This is a genomic window from Embleya scabrispora (genome assembly GCF_002024165.1).
GTDB lineage: Bacteria > Actinomycetota > Actinomycetes > Streptomycetales > Streptomycetaceae > Embleya > Embleya scabrispora_A.
On the sequence record NZ_MWQN01000001.1, the window covers coordinates 6,150,723 to 6,170,815 of the forward strand.

A 20,093-nucleotide genomic window follows, 5' to 3' on the forward strand; every position below is an offset into this window, starting at 1 on the left:
ACCACGGGCAATCCGACTCGCACTCCGCGCGATTGCCCGGAGCGCCTACGGTTGCGGGACAGTGCCGGAGTTCGACCGGCTTTCCCCGAGGAACGGCGCCATGCATCCGACCCCACGGCACTGCCGCCGGGCCGAACGCAGTCACGGTCGCACACGCGCCATGTGTGAGGCAACGGCGCCTTTCGGCCAGGCGGTTCCGGGAACGCGAAGTGCCGGCGGCCCCTTGCGCCCGCCCGTCCCCCCGCCCGCCCGCTCGCTCGTGAACGGGCGGTCGGCCGCGCGTCGTCGCCGTGCCCGCGCCGCCCGACAGGCGTCGCCTCTCGGCGCCGGTCGCCGGTGCACCGACCGTGACGCCGTGCGGTACCCACGCGAGCACCTCGGCGCCGCGCACCAGGCGGGCCCGGGCGCTCGAAATACGCCGGGCGGTCGGGCATCCACACGCGCCCGGACCGCACGGCGGGCGGATCCGACCACCCGGCAGGGGGTCGACGGACCTGCCTCCAACAAACTCGGGTGTTCGAGTATATGAATGCCATAGTCATTATTTCGAACAATCGCTCTTGTGGTCCGATCCCCGGGCGCCTAGCCTCACAGCCACTTGAACGTCCCGTCTCCTCGACCTGGGAACGCCTCATGGTTGATTTCGCCTCGGCTGCGCCCGCCCTCGACGCGGGTGCCGACACGCACGTCCTGCCGGACCATCGGTCGGAAACGGTCTACGCGTGGCTGGAAAAGCGGGGATGGGGCGATGGCCTGCCGGTCGTTCCTCCCACTCGGGAGCGGGTCGAGGCCATGCTGGCCGGGTACAACGGTGATCCCGACGAGGTCATCGGCGCATTGCCGCCCCGGCTCGGTGAGGCCACCCCCAGGGTGCTGGCGGTGAACGCGGTGATGGCCGGTTGTACCCCGCCCTCGCTGCCCCTGCTCGTCGCCGCGATCCGGGGCGTCTGTGCGCCGGAGTTCAACCTGCGCGGGGTGAACTCCACGACCCACCCGGTGTCGGTGATGGTGCTCGTACACGGAGAGGCCGTCCGCGCGGGCGGCTTCAACGCCGGGACGGGGACGCTGGGCCCGGGCAACCGGGCGAACGCCACGTTGGGCCGGGCCGTGCGCCTCGCGCTGCTGCACATCGGCGGCGGCACCGCCAAGGGCGCGGGCGACTCGGGCATGGGGGACGCGGCAACCCACGGCCAGCCGTCGAAGTACACGTTCTGCTTCGCGGAGAACGCGGAGGCGAGCCCCTGGCCGGTCTACCCGCGCGCGTTGGGCCTGGACGCCCGCAGCGCGGTGACCGTGGCCGGCATGGAGAACCCGCACAACATCCACGACATGGAAACGCGCGGCGGGCCGGCGCCGATTCTCGACAAGATGGCCACGGTCATGGCGACGTTCGGGGTCAACAACGCGGTCGTCTCCAGCGCGGAGTACTTCATCGTCCTGGGCCCCGAGCACGCCGCCACCCTCGCCGGCGACGGATGGGCGCGCCAGGACGTCCAGGCCTACCTGTTCGAGAAGGCGCGGCGCCCGGCGGGCGACTTCCGCAGGCACTTCCAAAGCTCGATGTGGCGGCCGTGGATGCGCGCCCTGGGTGACGACGACCTCCAACCGATGACCGAAACCGCAGAAAACATCCGCATCCTCGTCGCGGGCGGACCCGGCAAGCACTCGCTCGTGATCCCCAGTTGGGGCCTCACCCGCAGCGTCACCACCCCCGTCGACTGAATCCCCTCGCGCGGTCCCGCTTCGGCAGCCGTTCTCGAAAGGCAGGCCCATGGCCGTCACCCTGCTGGACCCGGCCGGCCGCGTCGGCGAACCGACCAAGCAACTCGCGGCCGGCATCGAGGTGTTGACCGGCGCGCGCATCGCCGTCCTGGACAATCTCAAGCCGCACGCCGGCTACATCCAGGGCGCCATCGCCCGCCTCCTGGCGGAACGCACCGGCGCGGTGGTCACCCTGGAGATCCCGAAGGTCAGCGCGGCACTGCCGGCCGAACCCGAAGTCCTCGAACGTCTCCAGGAATCCGCGGACCTCGTCATCACCGGTTCGGCGGACTGCGGTTCGTGCACGTCGTGGAGCTGCCACGACACCGTCGTCCTGGAGCAGGCGGGCATCCCCACCCTCCTGCTGGCCACCGCGGGATTCACCGAACTCGCCCGCCAGGTCACCGCGTTGTACGGGCTGCGCCAGGCCCGCGTGCTCACCGTCCGCGGTCCCCTCGGCGGTTCGACCGACGCCGAACTAGACACGATGGCGCTCGAAGCCGTCGAGAACGCCCTGGTTCTGGCGACCACCACACCGGCCGCGCCGGCTGCGGCGTAGACCCGCGACCACCCCGAACGGACCCGCGCCCGTCCGCGGCCACACGTCTTCCCCACAACCAAGGAGCACTCGGCCATGACCATCCCGATCACCCTCGCGGGTACGTCAGCGCTGGTCACCGGCGGCGGCGCGGGTATCGGACGCGCCGTCGCCGTCAGACTGGCCCAGGCCGGCGCGAACGTCGCCGTCACCGACATCGTCGCCACCGCCGCGTGGGAGACCTGCGAACTCGTGCGCGCCGAGGGGCGCGAAGGGATCGCGCTGATCGGCGACATGACCGATCCGGACCAGGTGGATCAGCTGATCGAAGAGGCCGCGCAACGCCTGGGCGGAGTGCACATCGGCGTGAACAACGTCGGCATGCTGGGCAAGCACACCGCCGCGCCGTTCCTCGAATGGACGGCCCGGGCCATGTCGGACGTGGTGACCGGCAACCTGCTCGCCACGATGTACTCGTGTCGGGCCGAGGCGACAGCCATGATCAGTCGAGGCATCGGCGGGGTGATCGTCAACGTCACCTCCGGTGAGACCACCCGCCCCGCCGTGCGTTTGGCTCCGTACGGAGCCGCGAAGGCCGCGATCAACCACCTCACCCGGACCCTCGCCATCGAACTCGCGCCACACCGCATCCGGGTCAATGCCGTCGCACCGGGCACCACCCTCACCCACGACGTGGCGGCACGACTGGGCGCCGAGTACCGACAGGCGCTGAAGGCGTCCATCCCGCTCGGCGGTGAACTCTCCGACCCCCGGGACCTCGCCGACCTCGTCCTCTTCCTCGCCTCGGACCTGGCCGCCCACACCACCGGACAGTTCCTGCTCTCCGACAACGGCGCCTTCCTCTCGCGCAGCCGCCCGGAACTCACCGCCGGCTGACCCTACGGCCGCTGCCCCGTTACCGCCAACATGCGCGAGGAGCGCCCATGACGAACAAGGACATCAGCGACGAAGCCGTGTCCCAGGCGCTTGCCCCCCTGGCCCAGACCCTCGCCGCCGACGACTACCAACTGAACTGCGCCCGTTCGGCCCCCCACCACGTCCTGGTGACGGTCACCGCCGGCCCCGCGGCCTGCGCCGACTGCCTGGTCCCCAAGGAGCTCATCGAGCGCATGGCCCTCCAGCGCCTGCGGGCACTCGGGCCGTCGGCGCCGTGGGCGGTGGAGGTCCGCTACCCCACCGACCCGGCGGAGACGATCACCCGGTGAACGGCGTTCGCCACCGGCGCCAGGGCCTGCGGACGACTCGGTAGGGTGTGGCGCGCCCGAGAGGCAGCGGGGGCGAGGCCGGGCACCGGCTACGAGCAGGGGAGAAGCAGCCATGGTGGCGGTCGACGACGGCGCAACGGGCACGACACCCCCGGGACGAGCCCGTCACCGCCGACGGACCGGGTCATCGGTGTCCTGGAACTCCTTGCGAGCCGGCCCGCGCACCCGTTCAGCCTCAGCGACATCACTCGGGCGCTCGGCATCAGCAAGGCAACGTGCCATGCGGTGACGTCGAGCCTCGCAGGCGCCGACTACCTGATCCGCAATCCGGTCGACAAGACGTTCACCCTGGGGCCGGCCGTCGTCGCGGCGGGCCGCGCGGCGGAGCAGGCGTACCCGGCGGTGCACCTCGCCCAAGCGGAGGTGGTGACCATCGCCGACGAACTCGACCTGCAGGCCACCGCCGCGATCCGCAGCGAGGAGCACCTGGTGATCGTCGCGCACGCGGGCACGGGACCGGACGCCGAGGCCGTGCGCATCGGCCGCCGGATCCCCTTGGCGCCGCCGTTCGGCGGCGTGTTCGTGGCCTGGGCCGACGAGGCCGTCATCGAGGACTGGGCGGCACGCACCGACCGTGTCGCTCCCCGCGAGCCGCTGCTCGACTCGCTCGCCGCCATCCGCGCGCGCGGCTACAGCGTCGAGCGCCTGACGCCTGCGGGTGTACGACTGCGCCACGCGCTCGCGGATCTCGGCGACGACCCGCTCGCCGAGGGTCTTCAGCCGATGGTGATGGCGTTGTTGGCGGAATTGCGGCAGGCCGAGTACCTTCCGGGCGATCTCGAGGGTGGTGGTCGGCACCCGGTCAGCGCCATGAGCGCGCCGGTCTTCGACGCCGAGGGCCGCACCGGGATGAACCTCTCGGTGCAGCCGCACCGCGAGATGACCGCGCGCGAGATCGACCGCGCGGGGCGCCGCCTCCTCAAGGCCTGCGCCCGCATCACGCGAGCGGTCGGCGGAAAGCCCCCGACGCGTCGGACCTGAGCGGCGTGCCGGGCGGCAGCGATGCTCGCTCGGCGGCCCGAGATTGCCGACGCGGTGATCACGCACCGCTTTCCGGGGACCGGATGTCGCGGGCGAACCACAGGCGTTGGGCCGTTCCACCGAGGATCTCGGCCCGGGCGCGGGCGTCGCGCCTGCGGATGGCGTGGCGGGCGAGTGCGAGCATCCCGGGATAGTCCGGTGTCCGGGTCTGGGGGTGGTCGGATCCCCACGCCAACCTCCGCTCGCCGAAGGCGGCGGCCAGATCGTCGACGACGTCCGCAGGGTCCTCGCCCGCCGCTTGGGCACCGGCGAGGAGGTGCGTGGTGACCTTCAGGTACACGCCGGGCAGGTCCGAGAGGTCCCGCACGGCCGTTCGCCCGGCGGCTCGCGCCCGGGGGTCGGGGAAGGCGCAGTGGTCAAGGGCCACGCGCAGGCCCGGACGGGCCTCGATCGCCGGGCGCAGCAGGGGCAGTTGCCGCGTGAACGCGGTCAGGACGACGGTGAGTCCCGCTTCGGCCGCGACGTCCCACACCGCGTGCGACGTGTGGTCGGTGAGCCATGTCGGGTCCGGGGCTTGCGGGCCGCCGGACACGGCGAACAGCCGCACCCCCGTGACGGACGGAACGCGAGCGTGATCGCGCAGACACCGGGCGGCAGCGGCGGGATCCGACATGTCCACCGCGATGACCGCGGCTGTGCGCCGCGGATATCGGGCGACCGTATCGAGCAGGTAGCGGCAGTCGTAGCCGTACGCGCCCACGCCTTGGACGAGTACGGTCCGCCGTACGTCGTTGGCGGTTTGGGTACCCAGGACCTCGGCGGCCGAGCAACCGCCGTCGCTCCAGTAGTCCGTGCCGTCGCGGGTGCCGCCGTCCAGCGGATAGCGCCGCGTGTCGGGTGACACGACGTGCACGTGCGCGTCGATCACCGCGGCTGCCTCGCCGGTCATGTCGCTCACGTCCGATCCCCGTTCCCGCCGATGTGGGCGACCGGCGCTCGCATGGTGCCACGCGTTCCGCGCGAGACGCGAGGGTCCGGGGGCTGTCGTGTATGGCCGGTCAGGCGATGCCGAGGGGTCGGCGAGGACGCGGGCGAGCACGGTCCCCGCGGCGCCCCGGACCGCGCTCTGCGTCGCCAGGGTCGAGGCGCGCTGGGCGGGGGAGCGGCCGCGCAGCGCACCGCCGCCGGGGCGAGGGCCGCCTCGATCGGGGGGATGAGCCACGGCGCGAGGCGGGCGTGCAGGCCGCCGAGGACGATCGTGTCCGGATCCAGGAGGTTCACGGCGCCGACGAGTGCGACGGCCGGCCCGCGCCCGGCCGCGCCGACCGCGTGCAGGGCGTCGCGGTCGTGGTCGTGGAGGCGCGTCAACTCCGCGAGCCGTGACTCGGACGGGCCCGCCGCGTCGGGGACGCCCGTGCGCAGCAGCGCGTCGAGTCCGGCGACCTGCTCTGGGCAGCCGGTGCCGCCGCAACGGCACGCCGGCCCCCGGGGGTCGACGACGCCGTGGCCGAGTTCGCCGGCCGCGCCGTGGGCGCCGCGAAAGAGTTCGCCCTCGACGACGATGCCGGCCCCGATGCCGGTCTCGCCCGACAGGTACAGGTAGCCGCCCGCCCCACCCGGGTCAACGCGCCCGACCTCGGTTGGGAGGCCGTACCCGCGGCGGCGCTGCTCGCGGACGCCCTGCCGACCCAAGCGCTCGACGTCGAGGTCGACAACGAGGCGAACCTCGGCGCGTTGGGCGAGCTCTGGTACGGCGCGGGGCGCGCTCGGGGAGCCCGCGCGGGTCAGGTGCTCCGGGGCGCGTACATGATGACGCCGACGCCGACGAGGCAGATCAGCGCGCCGGCCACGTCGTACCGGTCGGGGCGGAAGCCGTCCAGGGCCATGCCCCAGGCGAGCGAGCCGGCGACGAACACGCCGCCGTAGGCGGCGAGGATACGGCCGAAGTCGGCGTCCTCCTGGAGGGTGGCGACGAACCCGTAGGCGCCGAGGGCGACGACGCCGGCGCCGATCCAGGCCCAGCCGCGGTGTTCACGGGCGCCCTGCCACACCAGCCAGGCGCCGCCGATCTCCAAGACGGCGGCGGCCAGGAACAGGGCGATGGAACGCAAGATCGTCACAGGCGGGAGCGTACCCAGACGTCGACGACAGGTGGTGCGGCCTCGGTGCCGCCGCAGTCGCCGGCCCGGCGTGGTCGGCGCGGTCGTGGGTCGTCAGGGTTGCAGGCCACGCGAACCCGACGGTGCGGATGGGTTCGATCGGCACGGCCCGGGTGTCACCGGGGCGATGGCCCGGTCGTGGGCGGCGCGGGGCGGTTCCGTCGTGGCCGGCCGGCTTCGGTGGGTTGGCGCAATGGTGTCCGGTGCGGGTCGGCGCGGAGTCCGTCGAGGATGATCGCCAAGTAGCGTCGCCACGACTCGGCGGGCCGTTCCTCGAGTTGCTCGTCGGACAGGGCCATGACGGCGTCGATCATCGCGGCGATGGGCACGATGTCGCCTGCGGTCACTCCGTCGCGGAGCCTGCCCTGGAGGCGGGCCCGTTCCATGAGGCGCTCGCAGTGTGACGTGATCTCCTGGCGCGCTCGGGCGAGGCCCACGCCTTCGCCGATGCCCCGGCGCATCAATTCGCGCAGTCCGCGGTTGTCCGCGGCGCGTGCCAGCGCCCGCTCCAGGAACTCGGCGAGGGCATCGAAAGCGTCATCCCGATCCAGGGCCTCCCGCGCCATTGCCGCGATCTCGTCGAGTTCCTCGCCGAAGACGACATCCACCAGCGCCCGCTTGTCGGAGAACTTGCGGTAGACGGTGCCGACTCCCAGTCCCGCGTGGTGGGCGACGTCGTTGAGCGTGGCCTGAAGCCCGCGCGCGGCGAAGACCTCGCGCCCCGCCTGGACGATACGCCGACGGTTGGCTTCGGCGTCCCGTCTCGGCCGCCGAGTCGTCGCCGAAGCCGGGGATTCGTCGCCGGCCGTGCGACCGCTCATGGGGCTCCTTCCGACGATCCGACCCTAGCACGAAGCGGATGTCGAATATCCGCTTGTGGTACGGTCACGGATAAGCGGATACTCGATATCCGCATACTCCGCACAGTGGTCCTGCGGCATTGCCCGAGGGAGGAGTACCAAGGATGCAGACCGTGGTCATCACCGGAGGAACCGACGGGCTGGGCAGAGGACTTGCCCTGCACTACCTGCGCCTCGGGGCACACGTGCTCGTCGTGGGCAGCACCGCCGCCAAGGGCGAGGCCCTGCCGGCAGCCGCCGAGACCTGCCCGGCCGGCGGACGCGCCACCTTCCTGCAGGTGGACCTCACCTCGGTCGCGGCAGCCCGGGAACTCGTCACCACGATCGAGGACGGTTGTCCCTCGGTCGACAAACTCGTCTTCTGTGCCCAGCGCTACCGGCTCTTCGGTCCGCGCACCGTCACCCCCGAAGGGTTCGAGCACAGCTTCGCACTCGCGTACCTGAGTCGATACGTGCTCGGTCACGGCCTACGCAGGACACTGGAATCCGCCTCGCGCCCGGTCGTCATGAACGTCGGCACCCCCGGAGTTCCGCTGGGTCGCATCCACTGGGAGGATCTGCAGGTGACGCGCCGCTACAGCGGTACCAAGGCCACCCTGCAATCCTTCCGCGCCAACGACCTGCTCGGCGCGGCGTTCCCCGCCGTACACGCCGACACCCCGATCCGCTACGTCTGTTACAACCCCGGCGTCGTGGCGACCGGCATGCCCGACCACCTTCCGCAGCCGTTGCGTGCCCTGACCAAGACCTCCTTCGCGGTCTTGGCCACCTCGCCGGAAAAGGCGGTGGAGCCGATGATCCGGCTCCTCGACGAACCGCCGGACCCGGCCTTCACCGCCTACCGCAAGACGCGTCGACTACGCCTGACGGGACCGGCCTTCGACCTGGACTCCGCGATGCGCCTCCATCACCTCACCCGGGAACTCATCCGCGATCGATGACGACCGCGAACATGACCAGGGCGAGCGTGAATCCCCCGGAAAGGAAAGGTCGTTCGTGGTCGATCAAGCAGCGCTGCAAGCCACCGTGAACCCGCTCCTACGTCCCGGAGAGCACCTCGTGCGCATCGCGCGCGTGGAGGTCTCGGGCGGCGAAAGCGACAACCCACTCGATGCCGGGACCATCCGCGGAAGCGCGAAGGAGGTTCGGCGCAGATACGGCACACGCGGCGAACTCGCTTTGCTGTACGGCCTGTTGGGCCCCCTGCTCGTACTCCTGGTCGTCGTCACGATCATCGGCCTGGTCGTGCTGGAACGACTGAGCCGCCGCGAGCGGCACAGCCTGCCGGCCGGCAGCATGGCGGGCGGCAGGCCACCGGAACTGCGCCTCGAGGGCCGGGTCGACCACAGCGCCGCCTTCCTGGTGATCACCGACCGACGCATCCTGATCACCGTCGTGGGCTGTACCGCGCCACGGCCGGCCCCCGTCCTGTGGGAGTGCTCCACCGAAACGGTCCGGAGCGCGCGGTCGAGATGGACGGACAACCTGCGTCGCGAGTGTCGAGTGACCTTCCTCGACGACTCGTTCATATCCCTACTGACCCCCGGAACCTCCCCCGCCGACCTGGCAAAGGCCCTCACCCGCACCTGACCCGAAGGCGACCCGTCACCACCCCGCCCCGGGACGGGAGTTGCTCGGTCGTCATCACCCGAGCGCGCCGATGCCGAGTTGACTCATCAGGGTCTGGTTGTCCTCGATGTGCCAGTCCTCGATGATCTTGTCGGTTCCGACGTGCTGGATGTCGATGGCGTTGAAATCGACGCTCTGGCCCTTGCCCCGGACACCGTTGAAGGTGCCGGTGAAGTGACCGCGGAAGACCAGCCGGGCGGTGATCTTGTCGCCGGTGACCAGTACGTCGGACAACTCGCAGGTCAGATCCGGCACGGCGGTGCGGAAGTTCGCCGAGGCGAAGATCGGGCCGGCGGGACCCTGCGGGCGGCCGGTGGGCAGCGTGTTGTCCTTGAATCGGGGACTGACGGCGGCGTCCAGGTACTTCTGCTGCCCGGTGTTCCAGAAGGTGTAGAGCTGCTGGGCCAGGTGCACCTGCCGGGCGGCCCTGCGCTCGCCGATCGAGCGGTCGACGGTCAGCGTCTCGGGTTGGACCAGGTCGGGTGAGCGGTCGATCAGGCGCTGCGGCCAGGAACGTGCGGAACGGGTCGCGTGGTCGTGGGCGGAGGCGATCGCGACGGTGCCGCCGGCCAGACCGGCGACCGAGGCGGCGACCGCGATGGTGCGGATCACGGTGCGAGAACGCATGAGAGTACTCCCGGGAAGAGATGGAGATGAGGGCGGGTCGGAGCTGACGCGGAGCGCCGCCGTCGACGGTCGCCCGGGTGGCGGGCCGCGGCCGCGCCGACGACGGTGGCGCCCTCGGCGTGGAGCAGCCGAGCCGTGGCCGCGCCGATCCCCGCGAAGGCTCCGGTGACGAGGAAGACCTTGCCGTTCAGGTGCAGATCCATCAGTGTTCCGTCCCGTCAGGCGAGTCGGCCGCCGCCGTCGACGTGCAGCACGCTGCCCGTGACGTAGGGGCTGGTGACGGCGAACAGCACCGCCTTGATCAGGTCGTCCGGAGTGCCCACCCGACGGGCCGGGTTGCGCTCGGCGATGGAGCGAAGGAACGCCTCCTTGTCGGTGCCGAGTCCGTCCCAGGAGCCGGTGTCGACGATGCCGGGGGAGATGGCGTTGACCCGCACCGGGGCGATCTCCACGGCGAGGGCTTGGATCAGGAAGGCCAGCGCCCCGTTGGTGGTCGCCATCACGGTCCGGGCCGGGGCGGGACGCCAGGCCGCCACGCCGGAGAAGAAGGTGAACGAGCCGCCCTCGCGCACCCTGTCGGTCAGGTGCTTGGCGAGCAACAGCGGACCGATCACCTTGGCGGCGAAGGCACGCTGTACGTCGGCGAGTTCGAGTTCGGCGAGTGGGCCGTTGGCGGGCATCGCGGCGGTCGAGACCAGGTGGTCGAAGCTGCCGACCTTCCGGGCGAGGGCGGCGATCGTGGCCTCCTCGGCAAGGTCGACCTGAACCACGTCGGCCCGGCCCGCCAACTCGCCGGCAGTCCATTCCAGCTTGCGCGAGTCGGGGCCGGCGAGCACCAGGTCCGCGCCGGCAGCCGAAAAGGCCCGAGCCAGCAGGCGTCCGGTGCGTGAACCGGCGCCCACGACGACCAGACGCTGCCCGGTGAGATCAGTGGAAGTTGTCATATCCGGCTCCAAGGGAGAGGTGGTGGGCTTGTTTCGAAAACCCTCTCCCGCCGACGCACTATGAGTCCAAGGCTTGTTTTCTCTGCCTGCGATAAAATTTGTTCATGGCGACGTTGCGGCAGCTCGAATACCTGGTCACGGTGGTCGACACCGGCTCGTTCACGCAGGCGGCCGAACAACTGCATGTGACGCAGCCGGCCCTGTCCCACCAGATCCGTGCGCTGGAGAGCTCGCTCGGTGGCCCGCTGCTGGAACGCCTGCCACGTGCGATCAGGCCCACACCGATGGGCCGCGCCGTCCTGCCGCACGCCCGAGCCGCACTCGCCGAGGCACGACGCCTGCACACGGCGGCGCGGCGGACGGCCGACCTCGAGGGCGGCGAACTGGAAGTCGCCACCGTCTACTCGGTCAGCCTGGGCATCCTGCCGCCGGTCCTGCGGGCGTGGCGCCGCCAACACCCGGGCGTGCGGATCCGGCTCCGCGAATTCGCGCACGCCGACCGGTTGCAGGCGGCGATGGCGGCGGGGGAGGCCGACCTCGCCGTCGGCCCGTCCCCGGCGGGCTGGGAGGGCCCGATCCGCGACCTGGGCATCGAAGAGTTCGTCATCGTGCTGCCCGGTGACGACCCCCTCGCGGGCGAACCGCCGGGGCCCTTGGCACTGGCCGAGCTGGCCGACCGCGCGTGGGTGCGCTACGCCCCCGCCAACGGGCTGGCCGACATCCTGGACCAGGCCTGCCACGAGGCGGGTTTCGCTCCCGGGACGGCCGTCCACGCCGAACAGACCTCTGCCGCACCGCTGCTCGCCGCCGCCGGGCTCGGACCCGCCCTCGTTCCGGCCAACATCGTCCCTCCGGACTTCGACGGCCTGCTGCGACCGCCGGACCCGCCGATCCGCCGCACGCTCACCGCGTACACCCGCACCCGGCCGGACCTGCTGACCACCGCGTTCGCGGACCTGCTCGCCTCCCAGGCATGCGTCGTCCCGCCCCACATCCAGGCGCTCGCCGCAGCACACGACTCCGCTCCATCACACTGACGAAGGGCCGACCCGACCGAAACCATCACCACCGCCCGCACCGCTCGGTCCCCCGGTCGCGCCCCGCACCTCCGCGCCCGAACCGACTGGTGGGGCGCGGACGTGACGTGATGCGCGGGCCCGGTCGGGCCAGGCGTGCGACGGGGAAGGATGCCTCACGGTGTCCGATGCACGCGCCTTACGGTGCCCGTAGCCGCGTCACGAGAACAACGAGGAGCCGTCCGTGCGGTCATCAGTGGAGATCGAGGAAGTCGCGCTGGCGGAGGCCCGCGCTGCACGTGGGCCCCACGTGGCAAAGCTTGCCGATCTCGTCGAGAAGTTCGGCGGATACGAGTTCGATTTGCCCGCGGCGGAGCCCCGGGCTGCGGGCGGACAGAGGGTAGGTCCGCGTAATCGTCACCTTGTCCGTCCCTCGTGTCTCGGAGAATTCCGGACGTCCGGACGCCCCGGCCGGCCATCGCGGCCGGGGCACGGGACGGTCGGTGTGGCGAAGGGTGTTCAACCGCGCAGCGATGCCAGGTAGGGCGACAACTTGGCGGCGTTCATCAGCCACATGATCCGGTCGATTCCCTCGGCGGACACATCGACGGAAAGCAGGGCCACCGCGTTCCCGTCGGCGGAGACGACGACGGCGGGACGACCGTTGGCCTCGACCCACCGCACCTCCGACCCGGGCCAGAACCGTGGCGCGAAGGCCGCGAGGTACTTGGAGACGTGCAGGCGTCCGACGACCGGGATCCTGGACGCGCCGCGCACCCCTCCGCCGTCGGTGTAGCTGACGACATCCGCAGCGAGCACGTTCTCCAGTGCCGCCAGATCACCCTCCCGTGCGGCGGCGAGGAACACCTCCAGAAGGCGGCGGTGATCAGTCGTGCCGGCGCGTTCCCTGCGCTCGGCAGCCAGGTGTTTGCGCCCGCGGCTCACCAGTTGACGGGTGTTCGTTTCACTCGTCTCCAGGATTTCCGCGATCTGCGCGTAGGGGTAGTCGAAGGCCTCGCGCAGGACGTAGGCGGCACGCTCCATCGGGTTCAGCTTCTCCAGCAGGAAGAGAACCGCCAGTTCGAGGGCTTCGGCTCGTTCGGCACCCATCTGCGGATCCGAACTGGTGTCGACCGGTTCGGGCAGCCACGGGCCGACGTAGGACTCCCGCCGCACTCTGGCGGACTGGGCCAGATTGATGGCCAGACGGGCGGTGACCGTGGTCAGGAATGCCGTCGGATCCAGGACGTGAGCGCGGTCCGCGCGCTGCCACCGCAGCCACGCCTCCTGGACGATGTCCTCCGCTTCCACGGCGCTTCCGAGCACCCGGTACGCGACACCGAAGAGCCTGGGGCGCGCCGCGAGGAAATCCTTCGCCGCCTGATCGAGAGAATCGGTGTCGGCTCCCGCGTGCATGGTCGCCTCCTTCGGGTTCGGCGCCGCCATGCTACAAGCCACTTCGAAACAGTGCTTCCGGGCCTCACACGCCATACGAGGCAAGCACACGCTGCCACGTTCGGCGCGCCGGTCCGCGCCTCGAGCGGCATCCGTTTCGCACTGTTCCTCTCCCCGCCCATCGTCCAACGGCCAGGTCTCCCCGCGTCTGTCACAGATTCATCGGGCTCCCGGCGGAGGACTTCGACGGATCCGGAACTGTCACATCCGGATGGGGTGCCCGGTCTACCTGTCGTCCGGGAGACGCCGAAGTCCCCGGGAACAAGGAGGATCCCGCATGAAGATCGTGGTCATCGGTGGTACCGGCCTGATCGGTTCGAAGGTCGTCGGCCGTTTGGGCGAGCACGGGCACGAGGCGGTCGCTGCGGCACCGAACACCGGGGTGAACACCCTCACCGGCGAGGGGCTGGCCGAGGTGATGAAGGGCGCGGACGTCGTCGTCGACGTGTCGAACTCGCCGTCGTTCGAGGACGCGGCGGTATTGGACTTCTTCACCACCTCCACCCGCAACCTGCTGGCCGCCGAGAAGGAGGCGGGAGTGGGGCACCACGTGGTGCTGTCGGTCGTGGGCAGCGACCGCCGACCCGACATCGGCTACTTCCGCGCGAAGATCGCCCAGGAGCGACTCGTCAGGGAATCGGCGATCCCGTTCTCGATCGTGCACGCGACGCAGTTCTACGAGTTCGGCCGGCGGATCGCGGACGAGGCGACGACGGGCGACGAGGTGCACATCGCGCCGGTCGCCTTCCAACCGGTCGCCGGCGACGACGTCGCGCAACTGGTGGGCAGGACCGCGGCGGGCACGCCGAGCAACGCGATGGTCGAGATCGCCGGCCCGAACCGGTACCGGATGGACGAGTTCTTCCGCAAGGCACTGGTTGCGTGGGGCGACCCGCGTGAGGTGGTCACCGACGCGCGGGCGCACTATTTCGGCGCGGTGCCCGACGAGCTCACCCTCGTACCGGCCGACGGCGCCATCCTCGCCGAAACCGCCTACACGGACTGGTTGCGGCGGGCCGGTGCCTAGCCGGCGGCACGCCCGTATGGCCCCCGGCCGAGTCGGTGGAGCGCGCACCGCGTCGGCCGGGTCCCATCGGAACGCGAGACGACGATTCGACCCATCCGTGCGGGAAGAGGCGGCGCACCACTGCCGCTTCCGGGAACTCGGGTCCGGCCGCCGCCACCGGCGCGGCGACGCGCCCCAGTCTCACCAAGTGTCCCACGGGCACAGCGCGTTCGTCGACGGGATGGACCCGAGGCGGGGCCGAGTACAGGCAGCCGCGCGAGCCGGGAGTCGGCCGACCACGGCCCGCGGCTGTCACAATCCAGGGCGCCGTCCGGTCCTCTGTGATGACTGGACGGTGTGCCCCCATGGCGCCGTCGATGTCTTCGGTTCACACGTTTCGGTTCACACGTTTGAAGAGGAGAACACCATGAGCCAGGTCAACCTCGCACACTCCCACGCACTGGGGCATGACGAACCGGTTCCGTCGCGCTACGCGCTGAAGGTCGGTGACATCGACGTGATGGTGATCAGCGACGGCGTGCTGCCGATCACCACCACCACGCTGGCCACCAACGCCGCCCAGGAGGAACTGGCGGCCTGGCTCGGTGACATGTTCCTGCCGCCGGAGGTGTGCGACTGGCCGCTGAACGTCGCCGTGGTGCGCAGCGGCGACCGGACCATCCTCGTCGATGCCGGGCTGGGCACCGAGTTCCCGGGCTTCCCGCGCGCCGGGCAGTTGGCCATGCGACTGGACGCCGCCGGGATCGACGCCGCGTCCGTGACCGACGTGGTGCTCACCCACCTGCACATGGACCACATCGGCGGGCTGCTCGTCGAGGGGCTGAGGGGCCGGTTGCGCCAGGACCTGCGAGTCCACCTGGCGGCGGCCGAGGCCGAGTTCTGGGACGTGCCGGACTTCTCCCACACCGTCATGCCGACACCGGTGCCGGACGTGCTGCGAAAGACCGCCTCGCGGTTCCTGGACGTGTACCGCGGCCAGTTGCGGCCGTTCGAGACGGAGTACGAGGTGGCACCGGGAGTGGTGATCCAGCGCACCGGCGGGCACACCCCCGGCCACAGCGTCATCCGCCTGGAGTCCGGCGGCGATCGGCTGCTGTTCGCCGGCGACGCCGTGTTCCAGACCGGGTTCGACAAGCCCGACTGGCACAACGGCTTCGATCACGACCCCGAGGAAGCGGCCCGCGTCCGCTTCGGCCTCCTGACGGAGCTGGCCGCGAACGGCGGGCAACTGCTGGCCGCACACCTGCCGTTCCCGTCCGCCTGCCATGTAGCGGTCGCCGGCAGCGCCTTCCGTTTCGTACCGACCGTTTGGGACTACTGACCGCACCTCGACCGACGCCGGCGCATGAGTTGCGCGCGAGAGGCCGGTACCGATGTGTAGCCCCGGTTGTCGATCGAGCATGGTGGAAGCAGGGTGGAGCAGTGCCCACTCCAGGTCACTGTGGGCACTTTGGGATGCCGCAGCTGCTGAAACGTGGCCAGTGGATGCAAACGACGACGGCCACCCACCCGATCGTTCGGGCGGGTGGCCGTCGAGTTTCGGGTGGGCCGGGTGGCGATGAAATACGGGTGTTGCTCGCGCGGGAGTTCGACGTACTCGATAAACCGTGCCATGTCTTCGGCAAACTCGGCATCGAGTCGTATGTCGAATTGGCCCGTCTCGGGCGTCTATTGAATTGTGGTCGGAGCGTCGTCTAGGGTTTTGGTATGGCGGATCAAATTGCGGCCGGGTCGGAACTTCTCGGGTATGTCAGAGAGTTCTCGCTTCGGGAGGACGAGATTCTGCGCGATCTGCGGCTGATGAGCGCAGAGCTCCCCGGCGGGGAAACGATGCAGGTCATGCCCGAGGAAGGGCAGTTCCTCGCGATGTTGGTCGCGGCGACCGGTGCCGCGGAGGTGCTGGAGCTCGGTACGTTCACGGGGTACAGCACGCTGTGTATGGCGCGTGCGCTTCCCCCGCGCGGGCGATTGGTCACCTGTGACATCAGTGCGCGGTGGCCCGAGATCGGTGTCGAGTATTGGCGCCGGGCGGGAGTTTTCGATCACATCGATGTCCGCATCGGAGCGGCGATGGAAACGTTGGAGGAAATGATCGCGGAGGGCCGCTCCGGGGAATTCGATCTCGTTTTCATTGATGCCGACAAGCGGAACTATCCGGATTACTACGAGCTTTGCCTGCGCCTTGTGCGGCCGGGTGGATTGTTGGTGTTGGACAATACGCTGTTCTTCGGTCGGGTCGTCGACCCCCTCGCGGAGGACGCGGACACCGTCGGAGTTCGGGAGGTCAACGCCAGGATTCGGGACGACCGGAGGGTGGACATCTGCATGCTTCCCCTGGCCGACGGCGTCACCCTGGTCCGTCGGCGGTGACCACGAGATCCGGAGCGATCAGCCGGACCGTCTCCGACCTCGGGCGCCGTTCGGCAACGAGGTGCAGGACCTGGACGTCACCGTCGTCGGAACCCGGCTCGCCGGCCGCGCCCCGACAGGCGCACGGTCGTTCGTCGAAACCGGCGAACCGGTAGGCGATCTCCATCATGCGATTGCGGTCGGTGGCGCGAAAGTCCGCCAACAGGTGCACACGGGCCCGAGCCGCCTGGTCGGCCAACCAGTTCAGGATGATCGTGCCCGCGCCGAACGCCACCACGCGGCACGACGTGGCGAGCAGCTTGAGATGCCACGCGCGCGGGTGCTTTCGGAGCAGCAGTACACCCACCGCACCGTGCGGTCCGAAGCGGTCGGTGAGCGTGGTGACCAGGACTTCGTGGCAGGCGTCATCGACAAGCGCACGCAGCGCGGTGTCCGGATAGTGCACCCCGGTGGCGTTCATCTGACTGGTGCGCAACGTCAACTCCTCGACGCGGGACAGTTCGTCCTCCGTGGCCCGCCCGATGTGCATCACCATCTCCAACGAGCGCAGGAAGTCGTCGTGCGAGCCGGTGAAGCGTGCCTGCTCGTCGGTGCGTCGGACCCCGGCCCGGTACATCGTCCGGCGGCGGCGTGCGTCGACGGTCACCGACGTCGGACTGAACTCGGGCCGGTCGAGCAGCGTGGCGGCGTCCTCCGCCCGATAGCAGCGCACGTCCGGGAGATGGTGGGCGACCTCGGCCCGCTCGGCCGGTTGGTCGTCGATGAAGGCGATCGTGGACGTCGCGAAGCCCAGCCGCTCGGCGATCCGCCGAACCCCGTCCGACTTGCGCCCCCAACCGATCTCCGGCACGACGAACCACTCGGTCATGCCCAGGGCCTGCAATCGGGCCCAGGCCGGGTCGTGGTCGTTGCGGCTGCACACCGACTGCAGGATGCCGCGTGCGTCCAGTCCGGCGACGACTTCGCGGATCGTCGGGAACGGGTCGATGGTCTCGTCCTCCGACAGCGTGCCGCGCCACAGCGTGTTGTCCAGGTCCCAGACCAGGCACTTGACCAGGACGGGCGGGATCGCCCGGGCGGGGGCGCGCGTGTTCCGCCCCCACCGCGGGGTTCGTCGGCGGCCACGACCCGACTCACCGCCGGCCCAGCACATGGTCGGCCAGCATCAGCTGGCACATTTCGTTGCTGCCCTCGATGATCTCCATGAGCTTGGCGTCGCGATACGCGCGTGCGACGACGTGGCCGTCCCGTACACCCGCCGACGCGAGGACCTGCACGGCCGCGGCGGCGCCCTTGACCGCGTTGTTCGCACCGACGTACTTCGCCAGTACGACGGCGGCGGCCAGGTCGGCGGCATGCTCGTCCCAGCAGCGACTCGCGTACTCGCAGACCCGGGTCGCGACCTGCTCCGCGGTCCACAGTTCGGCCAAGTGCCGTGCGACCAGCTGGTGTCGTGCCAGCGGCCGACCGAACTGCTCCCGGGACAGCGCATGCTCGACGGTCGCCGTCACGCAGGCCCGCAGGATGCCGACACATCCCCAGGCGACGGAGATCCGCCCGTAGGCCAGAGCGGTCGTCACGAGCAGGGGGAGCGGTTGGCGCCCACCGCCCAGCAGGCTGTCGAGCGGCAACCGGACCCCGTCGAGCCGGACTTCCGCGTGTCCCGCCGCCCGACAGCCCAGCGGGTCGGCCACCCGGGAGACCCGGACCCCGGGTGCGTTTCGGGGTACGACGACCACGGCGCCGCCGTCCCCCATCCGGGCGACGACCAGGAAGAGGTCGGCGTGGTCGGCCGCCGTGACCCACGTCTTGTCGCCGGTGAGCAGGACGGTGTCCCCGTCGACGGTGACGGTGGTGGCGACGGCCGCCAGGTCGCTGCCCGCCCCGGGTTCGCTGAAGGCCATCGCCGCCGTGTCGCCCGACGCCAGTCGAGGCAGCAGGTCCGCGGCCTGCGCCGGATCACCGAGGCGTTCGACGGTCCATGCGGCCATGCCCTGCGAGGTCAGTACGCTGCGCAACGAACCACACAGGCTGCCCACATGCGCGGTGAATTCGCCGCCGTCCGCGCTCGTCCACCCCAACCCGCCGTATTTCTGGGGGACTTGCCCGGTAAGCAAACCGGCCGCACCGAGCTTGCGGACGACGTCGTCGGGGAGTCGGCCCGCGCGATCCCAGTCGGCCGCCCGATCACCGACCAGTTCGGTGACCGCCGCGGTCGCGGCGGCGACGGTCTCACGCACCGGGACCCCCGAGGGCCGACTGCCGGAGTCGGTCGACCAGTTCGGCCATCCGCACCACCGTGCGGAAGTTGTCCATGCGCAGGTCGGCGCCGCGGATGGCGATGTCGTAGGTCCGCTCCAGATAGACCACCAGTTCCATGGCGAAGAGCGAGGACAGGCCCCCGGGACCGAAGACGTCCGCGTCGATCGTCCACTCCCGGCCCGTGTGCCGGGCCAGGAACCGCAGCAGTTCCGCCTCGAACGACCCCAACGCCTCGGACGACTCGGACGACTCCGACGACTCCGACGACTCCGACGACACAGTCATGCCTGTTCTCCCTCGTATGCGTAGAAGCCGCGTCCGCTCTTGCGGCCCAGCCGGCCGGCGCGCACCATCTCCAACAGCAGGTCGCAGGGACGGCACCCCTCGTCGCCGGTCCGGTTGTGCAGCACCCACAACGAGTCGACCAGGTTGTCGAGGCCGATCAGGTCCGCCGTGCGCAGCGGGCCCGTCGGGTGGCCCAGGCACCCCTGCATCAACCGGTCGACCGCCTCGACGCTCGCGGTGCCCGCCGCCACCACCCGGACCGCGTCGTTGATCATGGGGTGCAGGATGCGGCTCGTGACGAAGCCCGGTGCGTCGTCGACCACGATCGGTTCCCGGCGCAGCGCGGCGAGCAGGGCCCGCAGCGTGTCCATGGTGACCTCGTCGGTGTGCGTGCCCCTGATCACCTCGACGGTGCGGATCAGGTGGGGCGGGTTCATGAAGTGGGTGCCGATCAACTCCGCCGGGCGGGCCGTCGCCCGGGCCAGCTCGTCGATCGGGATCGAGGACGTATTCGAGATGATCGCGGTGCCCGGCGCGACCAGTGCGGACACCTCGGCGAGAACCTTCGCCTTGGCGTCGGCGTCCTCGGTGACCGCCTCGACCACCGCGACGGAACCGGGGCTGTCGGCCGTCGCGTCCTCGGCGAACGACGCTCGGGTGACGAGAACACCGGTACCGGACTCCTCCGGCAACGTGTTCAACAACCGCGCCATCCGCACCATCCTGTCGATGCGCGCGGGGGCTTCGCTCAGGCGGTGTCGGTCCGGGTCGATCAGCGAGACCGGGATGCCGTGACCGATGGCCAGTGCGGCGATGCCCGTCCCCATCACTCCCGCTCCGAGGACGGTCAATCGTCGCCCGCCCTCGGGCGTACCGTCTTCCGCTGCCATGTC

Annotated in this window: 23 protein-coding genes; 11 read left to right on the forward strand and 12 right to left on the reverse strand. The window is 70.6% G+C overall.

What is annotated here, in order from left to right; all coding sequences use genetic code 11:
• Positions 1–633: 633 nt before the first annotated feature.
• The 5 genes from B4N89_RS26830 (at position 634) to B4N89_RS26850 (ending at position 4,566) form a co-directional block, all read left to right on the forward strand.
• A complete protein-coding gene (locus B4N89_RS26830; protein ID WP_078978353.1) occupies positions 634–1,722 on the forward strand; it encodes a hypothetical protein in 1,089 nt (362 codons plus the stop codon).
• A gap of 49 nt (positions 1,723–1,771) precedes the next feature.
• Positions 1,772–2,320, forward strand: coding sequence for a UGSC family (seleno)protein (locus B4N89_RS26835; RefSeq protein ID WP_078978354.1), 549 nt, complete (start codon positions 1,772–1,774; stop codon positions 2,318–2,320).
• A 75-nt stretch (positions 2,321–2,395) separates the two neighbouring features.
• A complete protein-coding gene (locus B4N89_RS26840; RefSeq protein WP_078978355.1) occupies positions 2,396–3,196 on the forward strand; it encodes an SDR family NAD(P)-dependent oxidoreductase in 801 nt (266 codons plus the stop codon).
• 47 nt (positions 3,197–3,243) lie between these two features.
• Positions 3,244–3,525, forward strand: coding sequence for a hypothetical protein (locus B4N89_RS26845; protein ID WP_078978356.1), 282 nt, complete (start codon positions 3,244–3,246; stop codon positions 3,523–3,525).
• 45 nt (positions 3,526–3,570) lie between these two features.
• The gene (locus tag B4N89_RS26850) at positions 3,571–4,566 is read left to right on the forward strand and encodes an IclR family transcriptional regulator (RefSeq protein WP_078978357.1); all 996 of its coding nucleotides are present in this window, start codon (positions 3,571–3,573) and stop codon (positions 4,564–4,566) included.
• A gap of 58 nt (positions 4,567–4,624) precedes the next feature.
• Here B4N89_RS26850 and B4N89_RS26855 read toward each other — a convergent pair whose 3' ends face one another.
• From B4N89_RS26855 to B4N89_RS26870, 4 genes are all read right to left on the reverse strand, one after another.
• Positions 4,625–5,515 carry an amidohydrolase family protein gene (locus B4N89_RS26855; protein WP_078979665.1) on the reverse strand — a complete coding sequence of 297 codons (891 nt, stop codon included), beginning with the start codon at positions 5,513–5,515 and terminating at the stop codon, positions 4,625–4,627.
• Positions 5,516–5,520: 5 nt separating this feature from the next.
• Positions 5,521–6,258, reverse strand: a complete 738-nt coding sequence (locus B4N89_RS26860; RefSeq protein WP_235618808.1) for an ROK family protein — start codon at positions 6,256–6,258, stop codon at positions 5,521–5,523.
• 92 nt (positions 6,259–6,350) lie between these two features.
• Positions 6,351–6,686, reverse strand: coding sequence for a YnfA family protein (locus B4N89_RS26865; RefSeq protein WP_078978358.1), 336 nt, complete (start codon positions 6,684–6,686; stop codon positions 6,351–6,353).
• Between the two features lie 155 nt (positions 6,687–6,841).
• Positions 6,842–7,546 (reverse strand): TetR/AcrR family transcriptional regulator, encoded by a 705-nt coding sequence (locus tag B4N89_RS26870; protein WP_078978359.1) that lies wholly within the window; start codon positions 7,544–7,546, stop codon positions 6,842–6,844.
• 143 nt (positions 7,547–7,689) lie between these two features.
• Between B4N89_RS26870 and B4N89_RS26875 the strand changes: the two genes are divergently transcribed.
• A complete protein-coding gene (locus B4N89_RS26875; RefSeq protein ID WP_078978360.1) occupies positions 7,690–8,526 on the forward strand; it encodes an SDR family NAD(P)-dependent oxidoreductase in 837 nt (278 codons plus the stop codon).
• Positions 8,527–8,581: 55 nt separating this feature from the next.
• Positions 8,582–9,175, forward strand: a complete 594-nt coding sequence (locus B4N89_RS26880) for a hypothetical protein (protein ID WP_143658096.1) — start codon at positions 8,582–8,584, stop codon at positions 9,173–9,175.
• 54 nt (positions 9,176–9,229) lie between these two features.
• Here the strand turns inward: B4N89_RS26880 and B4N89_RS26885 are convergent, their stop codons facing one another.
• The 3 genes from B4N89_RS26885 to B4N89_RS26895 are packed head-to-tail and all read right to left on the reverse strand — an operon-like array spanning position 9,230 to position 10,785.
• Entirely contained in the window at positions 9,230–9,841 is a 612-nt protein-coding gene (locus B4N89_RS26885; RefSeq protein WP_078978362.1) for an ester cyclase, read from the reverse strand.
• Positions 9,823–10,044 carry an SDR family NAD(P)-dependent oxidoreductase gene (locus B4N89_RS53405; protein WP_078978363.1) on the reverse strand — a complete coding sequence of 74 codons (222 nt, stop codon included), beginning with the start codon at positions 10,042–10,044 and terminating at the stop codon, positions 9,823–9,825. Before B4N89_RS53405 ends, B4N89_RS26885 begins: the two co-directional genes overlap by 19 nt.
• 15 nt (positions 10,045–10,059) lie before the next feature.
• Positions 10,060–10,785: an SDR family oxidoreductase gene (locus B4N89_RS26895; RefSeq protein WP_078978364.1), complete on the reverse strand. Its 726-nt coding sequence runs from the start codon at positions 10,783–10,785 to the stop codon at positions 10,060–10,062.
• Positions 10,786–10,889: 104 nt separating this feature from the next.
• On the opposite strand from B4N89_RS26895, the gene B4N89_RS26900 reads away from it, so the two are divergent.
• Positions 10,890–11,822, forward strand: coding sequence for a LysR family transcriptional regulator (locus B4N89_RS26900; RefSeq protein WP_078978365.1), 933 nt, complete (start codon positions 10,890–10,892; stop codon positions 11,820–11,822).
• A gap of 498 nt (positions 11,823–12,320) precedes the next feature.
• Here the strand turns inward: B4N89_RS26900 and B4N89_RS26905 are convergent, their stop codons facing one another.
• Complete coding sequence (locus tag B4N89_RS26905) at positions 12,321–13,217, reverse strand: RNA polymerase sigma-70 factor (RefSeq protein WP_078979666.1); 897 nt, start codon at positions 13,215–13,217, stop codon at positions 12,321–12,323.
• 316 nt (positions 13,218–13,533) lie between these two features.
• Here B4N89_RS26905 and B4N89_RS26910 point away from each other — a divergent pair, with 316 nt between their 5' ends.
• From B4N89_RS26910 to B4N89_RS26920, 3 genes are all read left to right on the forward strand, one after another.
• Positions 13,534–14,283, forward strand: a complete 750-nt coding sequence (locus B4N89_RS26910; RefSeq protein ID WP_078978366.1) for an SDR family oxidoreductase — start codon at positions 13,534–13,536, stop codon at positions 14,281–14,283.
• Between the two features lie 406 nt (positions 14,284–14,689).
• Complete coding sequence (locus B4N89_RS26915; RefSeq protein WP_078978367.1) at positions 14,690–15,604, forward strand: MBL fold metallo-hydrolase; 915 nt, start codon at positions 14,690–14,692, stop codon at positions 15,602–15,604.
• A 386-nt stretch (positions 15,605–15,990) separates the two neighbouring features.
• Positions 15,991–16,653 (forward strand): O-methyltransferase, encoded by a 663-nt coding sequence (locus B4N89_RS26920; protein ID WP_078978368.1) that lies wholly within the window; start codon positions 15,991–15,993, stop codon positions 16,651–16,653.
• On the opposite strand, the gene B4N89_RS26925 is transcribed toward B4N89_RS26920, so the two are convergent.
• From B4N89_RS26925 to B4N89_RS26940, 4 genes are read right to left on the reverse strand one after another with little or no spacing between them, the layout of a single operon-like run.
• Positions 16,631–17,806 carry an HAD-IIIC family phosphatase gene (locus B4N89_RS26925; protein ID WP_078978369.1) on the reverse strand — a complete coding sequence of 392 codons (1,176 nt, stop codon included), beginning with the start codon at positions 17,804–17,806 and terminating at the stop codon, positions 16,631–16,633. The genes B4N89_RS26920 and B4N89_RS26925 overlap by 23 nt on opposite strands.
• Entirely contained in the window at positions 17,787–18,893 is a 1,107-nt protein-coding gene (locus B4N89_RS26930) for an acyl-CoA dehydrogenase family protein (protein ID WP_078978370.1), read from the reverse strand. Before B4N89_RS26930 ends, B4N89_RS26925 begins: the two co-directional genes overlap by 20 nt.
• Positions 18,886–19,200, reverse strand: a complete 315-nt coding sequence (locus B4N89_RS26935) for an acyl carrier protein (RefSeq protein WP_235618809.1) — start codon at positions 19,198–19,200, stop codon at positions 18,886–18,888. Before B4N89_RS26935 ends, B4N89_RS26930 begins: the two co-directional genes overlap by 8 nt.
• Positions 19,197–20,090, reverse strand: a complete 894-nt coding sequence (locus tag B4N89_RS26940) for a 3-hydroxyacyl-CoA dehydrogenase family protein (RefSeq protein WP_078978371.1) — start codon at positions 20,088–20,090, stop codon at positions 19,197–19,199. The genes B4N89_RS26935 and B4N89_RS26940 overlap by 4 nt, the downstream gene beginning before the upstream one ends.
• Between the last annotated feature and the right edge of the window lie 3 nt (positions 20,091–20,093).

Coding starts and splice junctions, on each gene's coding strand:
- B4N89_RS26830 (WP_078978353.1), top strand. CDS start 634: ATGGTTGATTTCGCCTCGGCTGCGCCCGCCCTCGACGCGGGTGCCGAC.
- B4N89_RS26835 (WP_078978354.1), top strand. CDS start 1,772: ATGGCCGTCACCCTGCTGGACCCGGCCGGCCGCGTCGGCGAACCGACC.
- B4N89_RS26840 (WP_078978355.1), top strand. CDS start 2,396: ATGACCATCCCGATCACCCTCGCGGGTACGTCAGCGCTGGTCACCGGC.
- B4N89_RS26845 (WP_078978356.1), top strand. CDS start 3,244: ATGACGAACAAGGACATCAGCGACGAAGCCGTGTCCCAGGCGCTTGCC.
- B4N89_RS26855 (WP_078979665.1), bottom strand. CDS start 5,515: ATGACCGGCGAGGCAGCCGCGGTGATCGACGCGCACGTGCACGTCGTG.
- B4N89_RS26870 (WP_078978359.1), bottom strand. CDS start 7,546: ATGAGCGGTCGCACGGCCGGCGACGAATCCCCGGCTTCGGCGACGACT.
- B4N89_RS26875 (WP_078978360.1), top strand. CDS start 7,690: ATGCAGACCGTGGTCATCACCGGAGGAACCGACGGGCTGGGCAGAGGA.
- B4N89_RS26885 (WP_078978362.1), bottom strand. CDS start 9,841: ATGCGTTCTCGCACCGTGATCCGCACCATCGCGGTCGCCGCCTCGGTC.
- B4N89_RS53405 (WP_078978363.1), bottom strand. CDS start 10,044: ATGGATCTGCACCTGAACGGCAAGGTCTTCCTCGTCACCGGAGCCTTC.
- B4N89_RS26895 (WP_078978364.1), bottom strand. CDS start 10,785: ATGACAACTTCCACTGATCTCACCGGGCAGCGTCTGGTCGTCGTGGGC.
- B4N89_RS26900 (WP_078978365.1), top strand. CDS start 10,890: ATGGCGACGTTGCGGCAGCTCGAATACCTGGTCACGGTGGTCGACACC.
- B4N89_RS26905 (WP_078979666.1), bottom strand. CDS start 13,217: ATGCACGCGGGAGCCGACACCGATTCTCTCGATCAGGCGGCGAAGGAT.
- B4N89_RS26910 (WP_078978366.1), top strand. CDS start 13,534: ATGAAGATCGTGGTCATCGGTGGTACCGGCCTGATCGGTTCGAAGGTC.
- B4N89_RS26915 (WP_078978367.1), top strand. CDS start 14,690: ATGAGCCAGGTCAACCTCGCACACTCCCACGCACTGGGGCATGACGAA.
- B4N89_RS26920 (WP_078978368.1), top strand. CDS start 15,991: ATGGCGGATCAAATTGCGGCCGGGTCGGAACTTCTCGGGTATGTCAGA.
- B4N89_RS26925 (WP_078978369.1), bottom strand. CDS start 17,806: ATGTGCTGGGCCGGCGGTGAGTCGGGTCGTGGCCGCCGACGAACCCCG.
- B4N89_RS26935 (WP_235618809.1), bottom strand. CDS start 19,200: ATGACTGTGTCGTCGGAGTCGTCGGAGTCGTCGGAGTCGTCCGAGTCG.
- B4N89_RS26940 (WP_078978371.1), bottom strand. CDS start 20,090: ATGGCAGCGGAAGACGGTACGCCCGAGGGCGGGCGACGATTGACCGTC.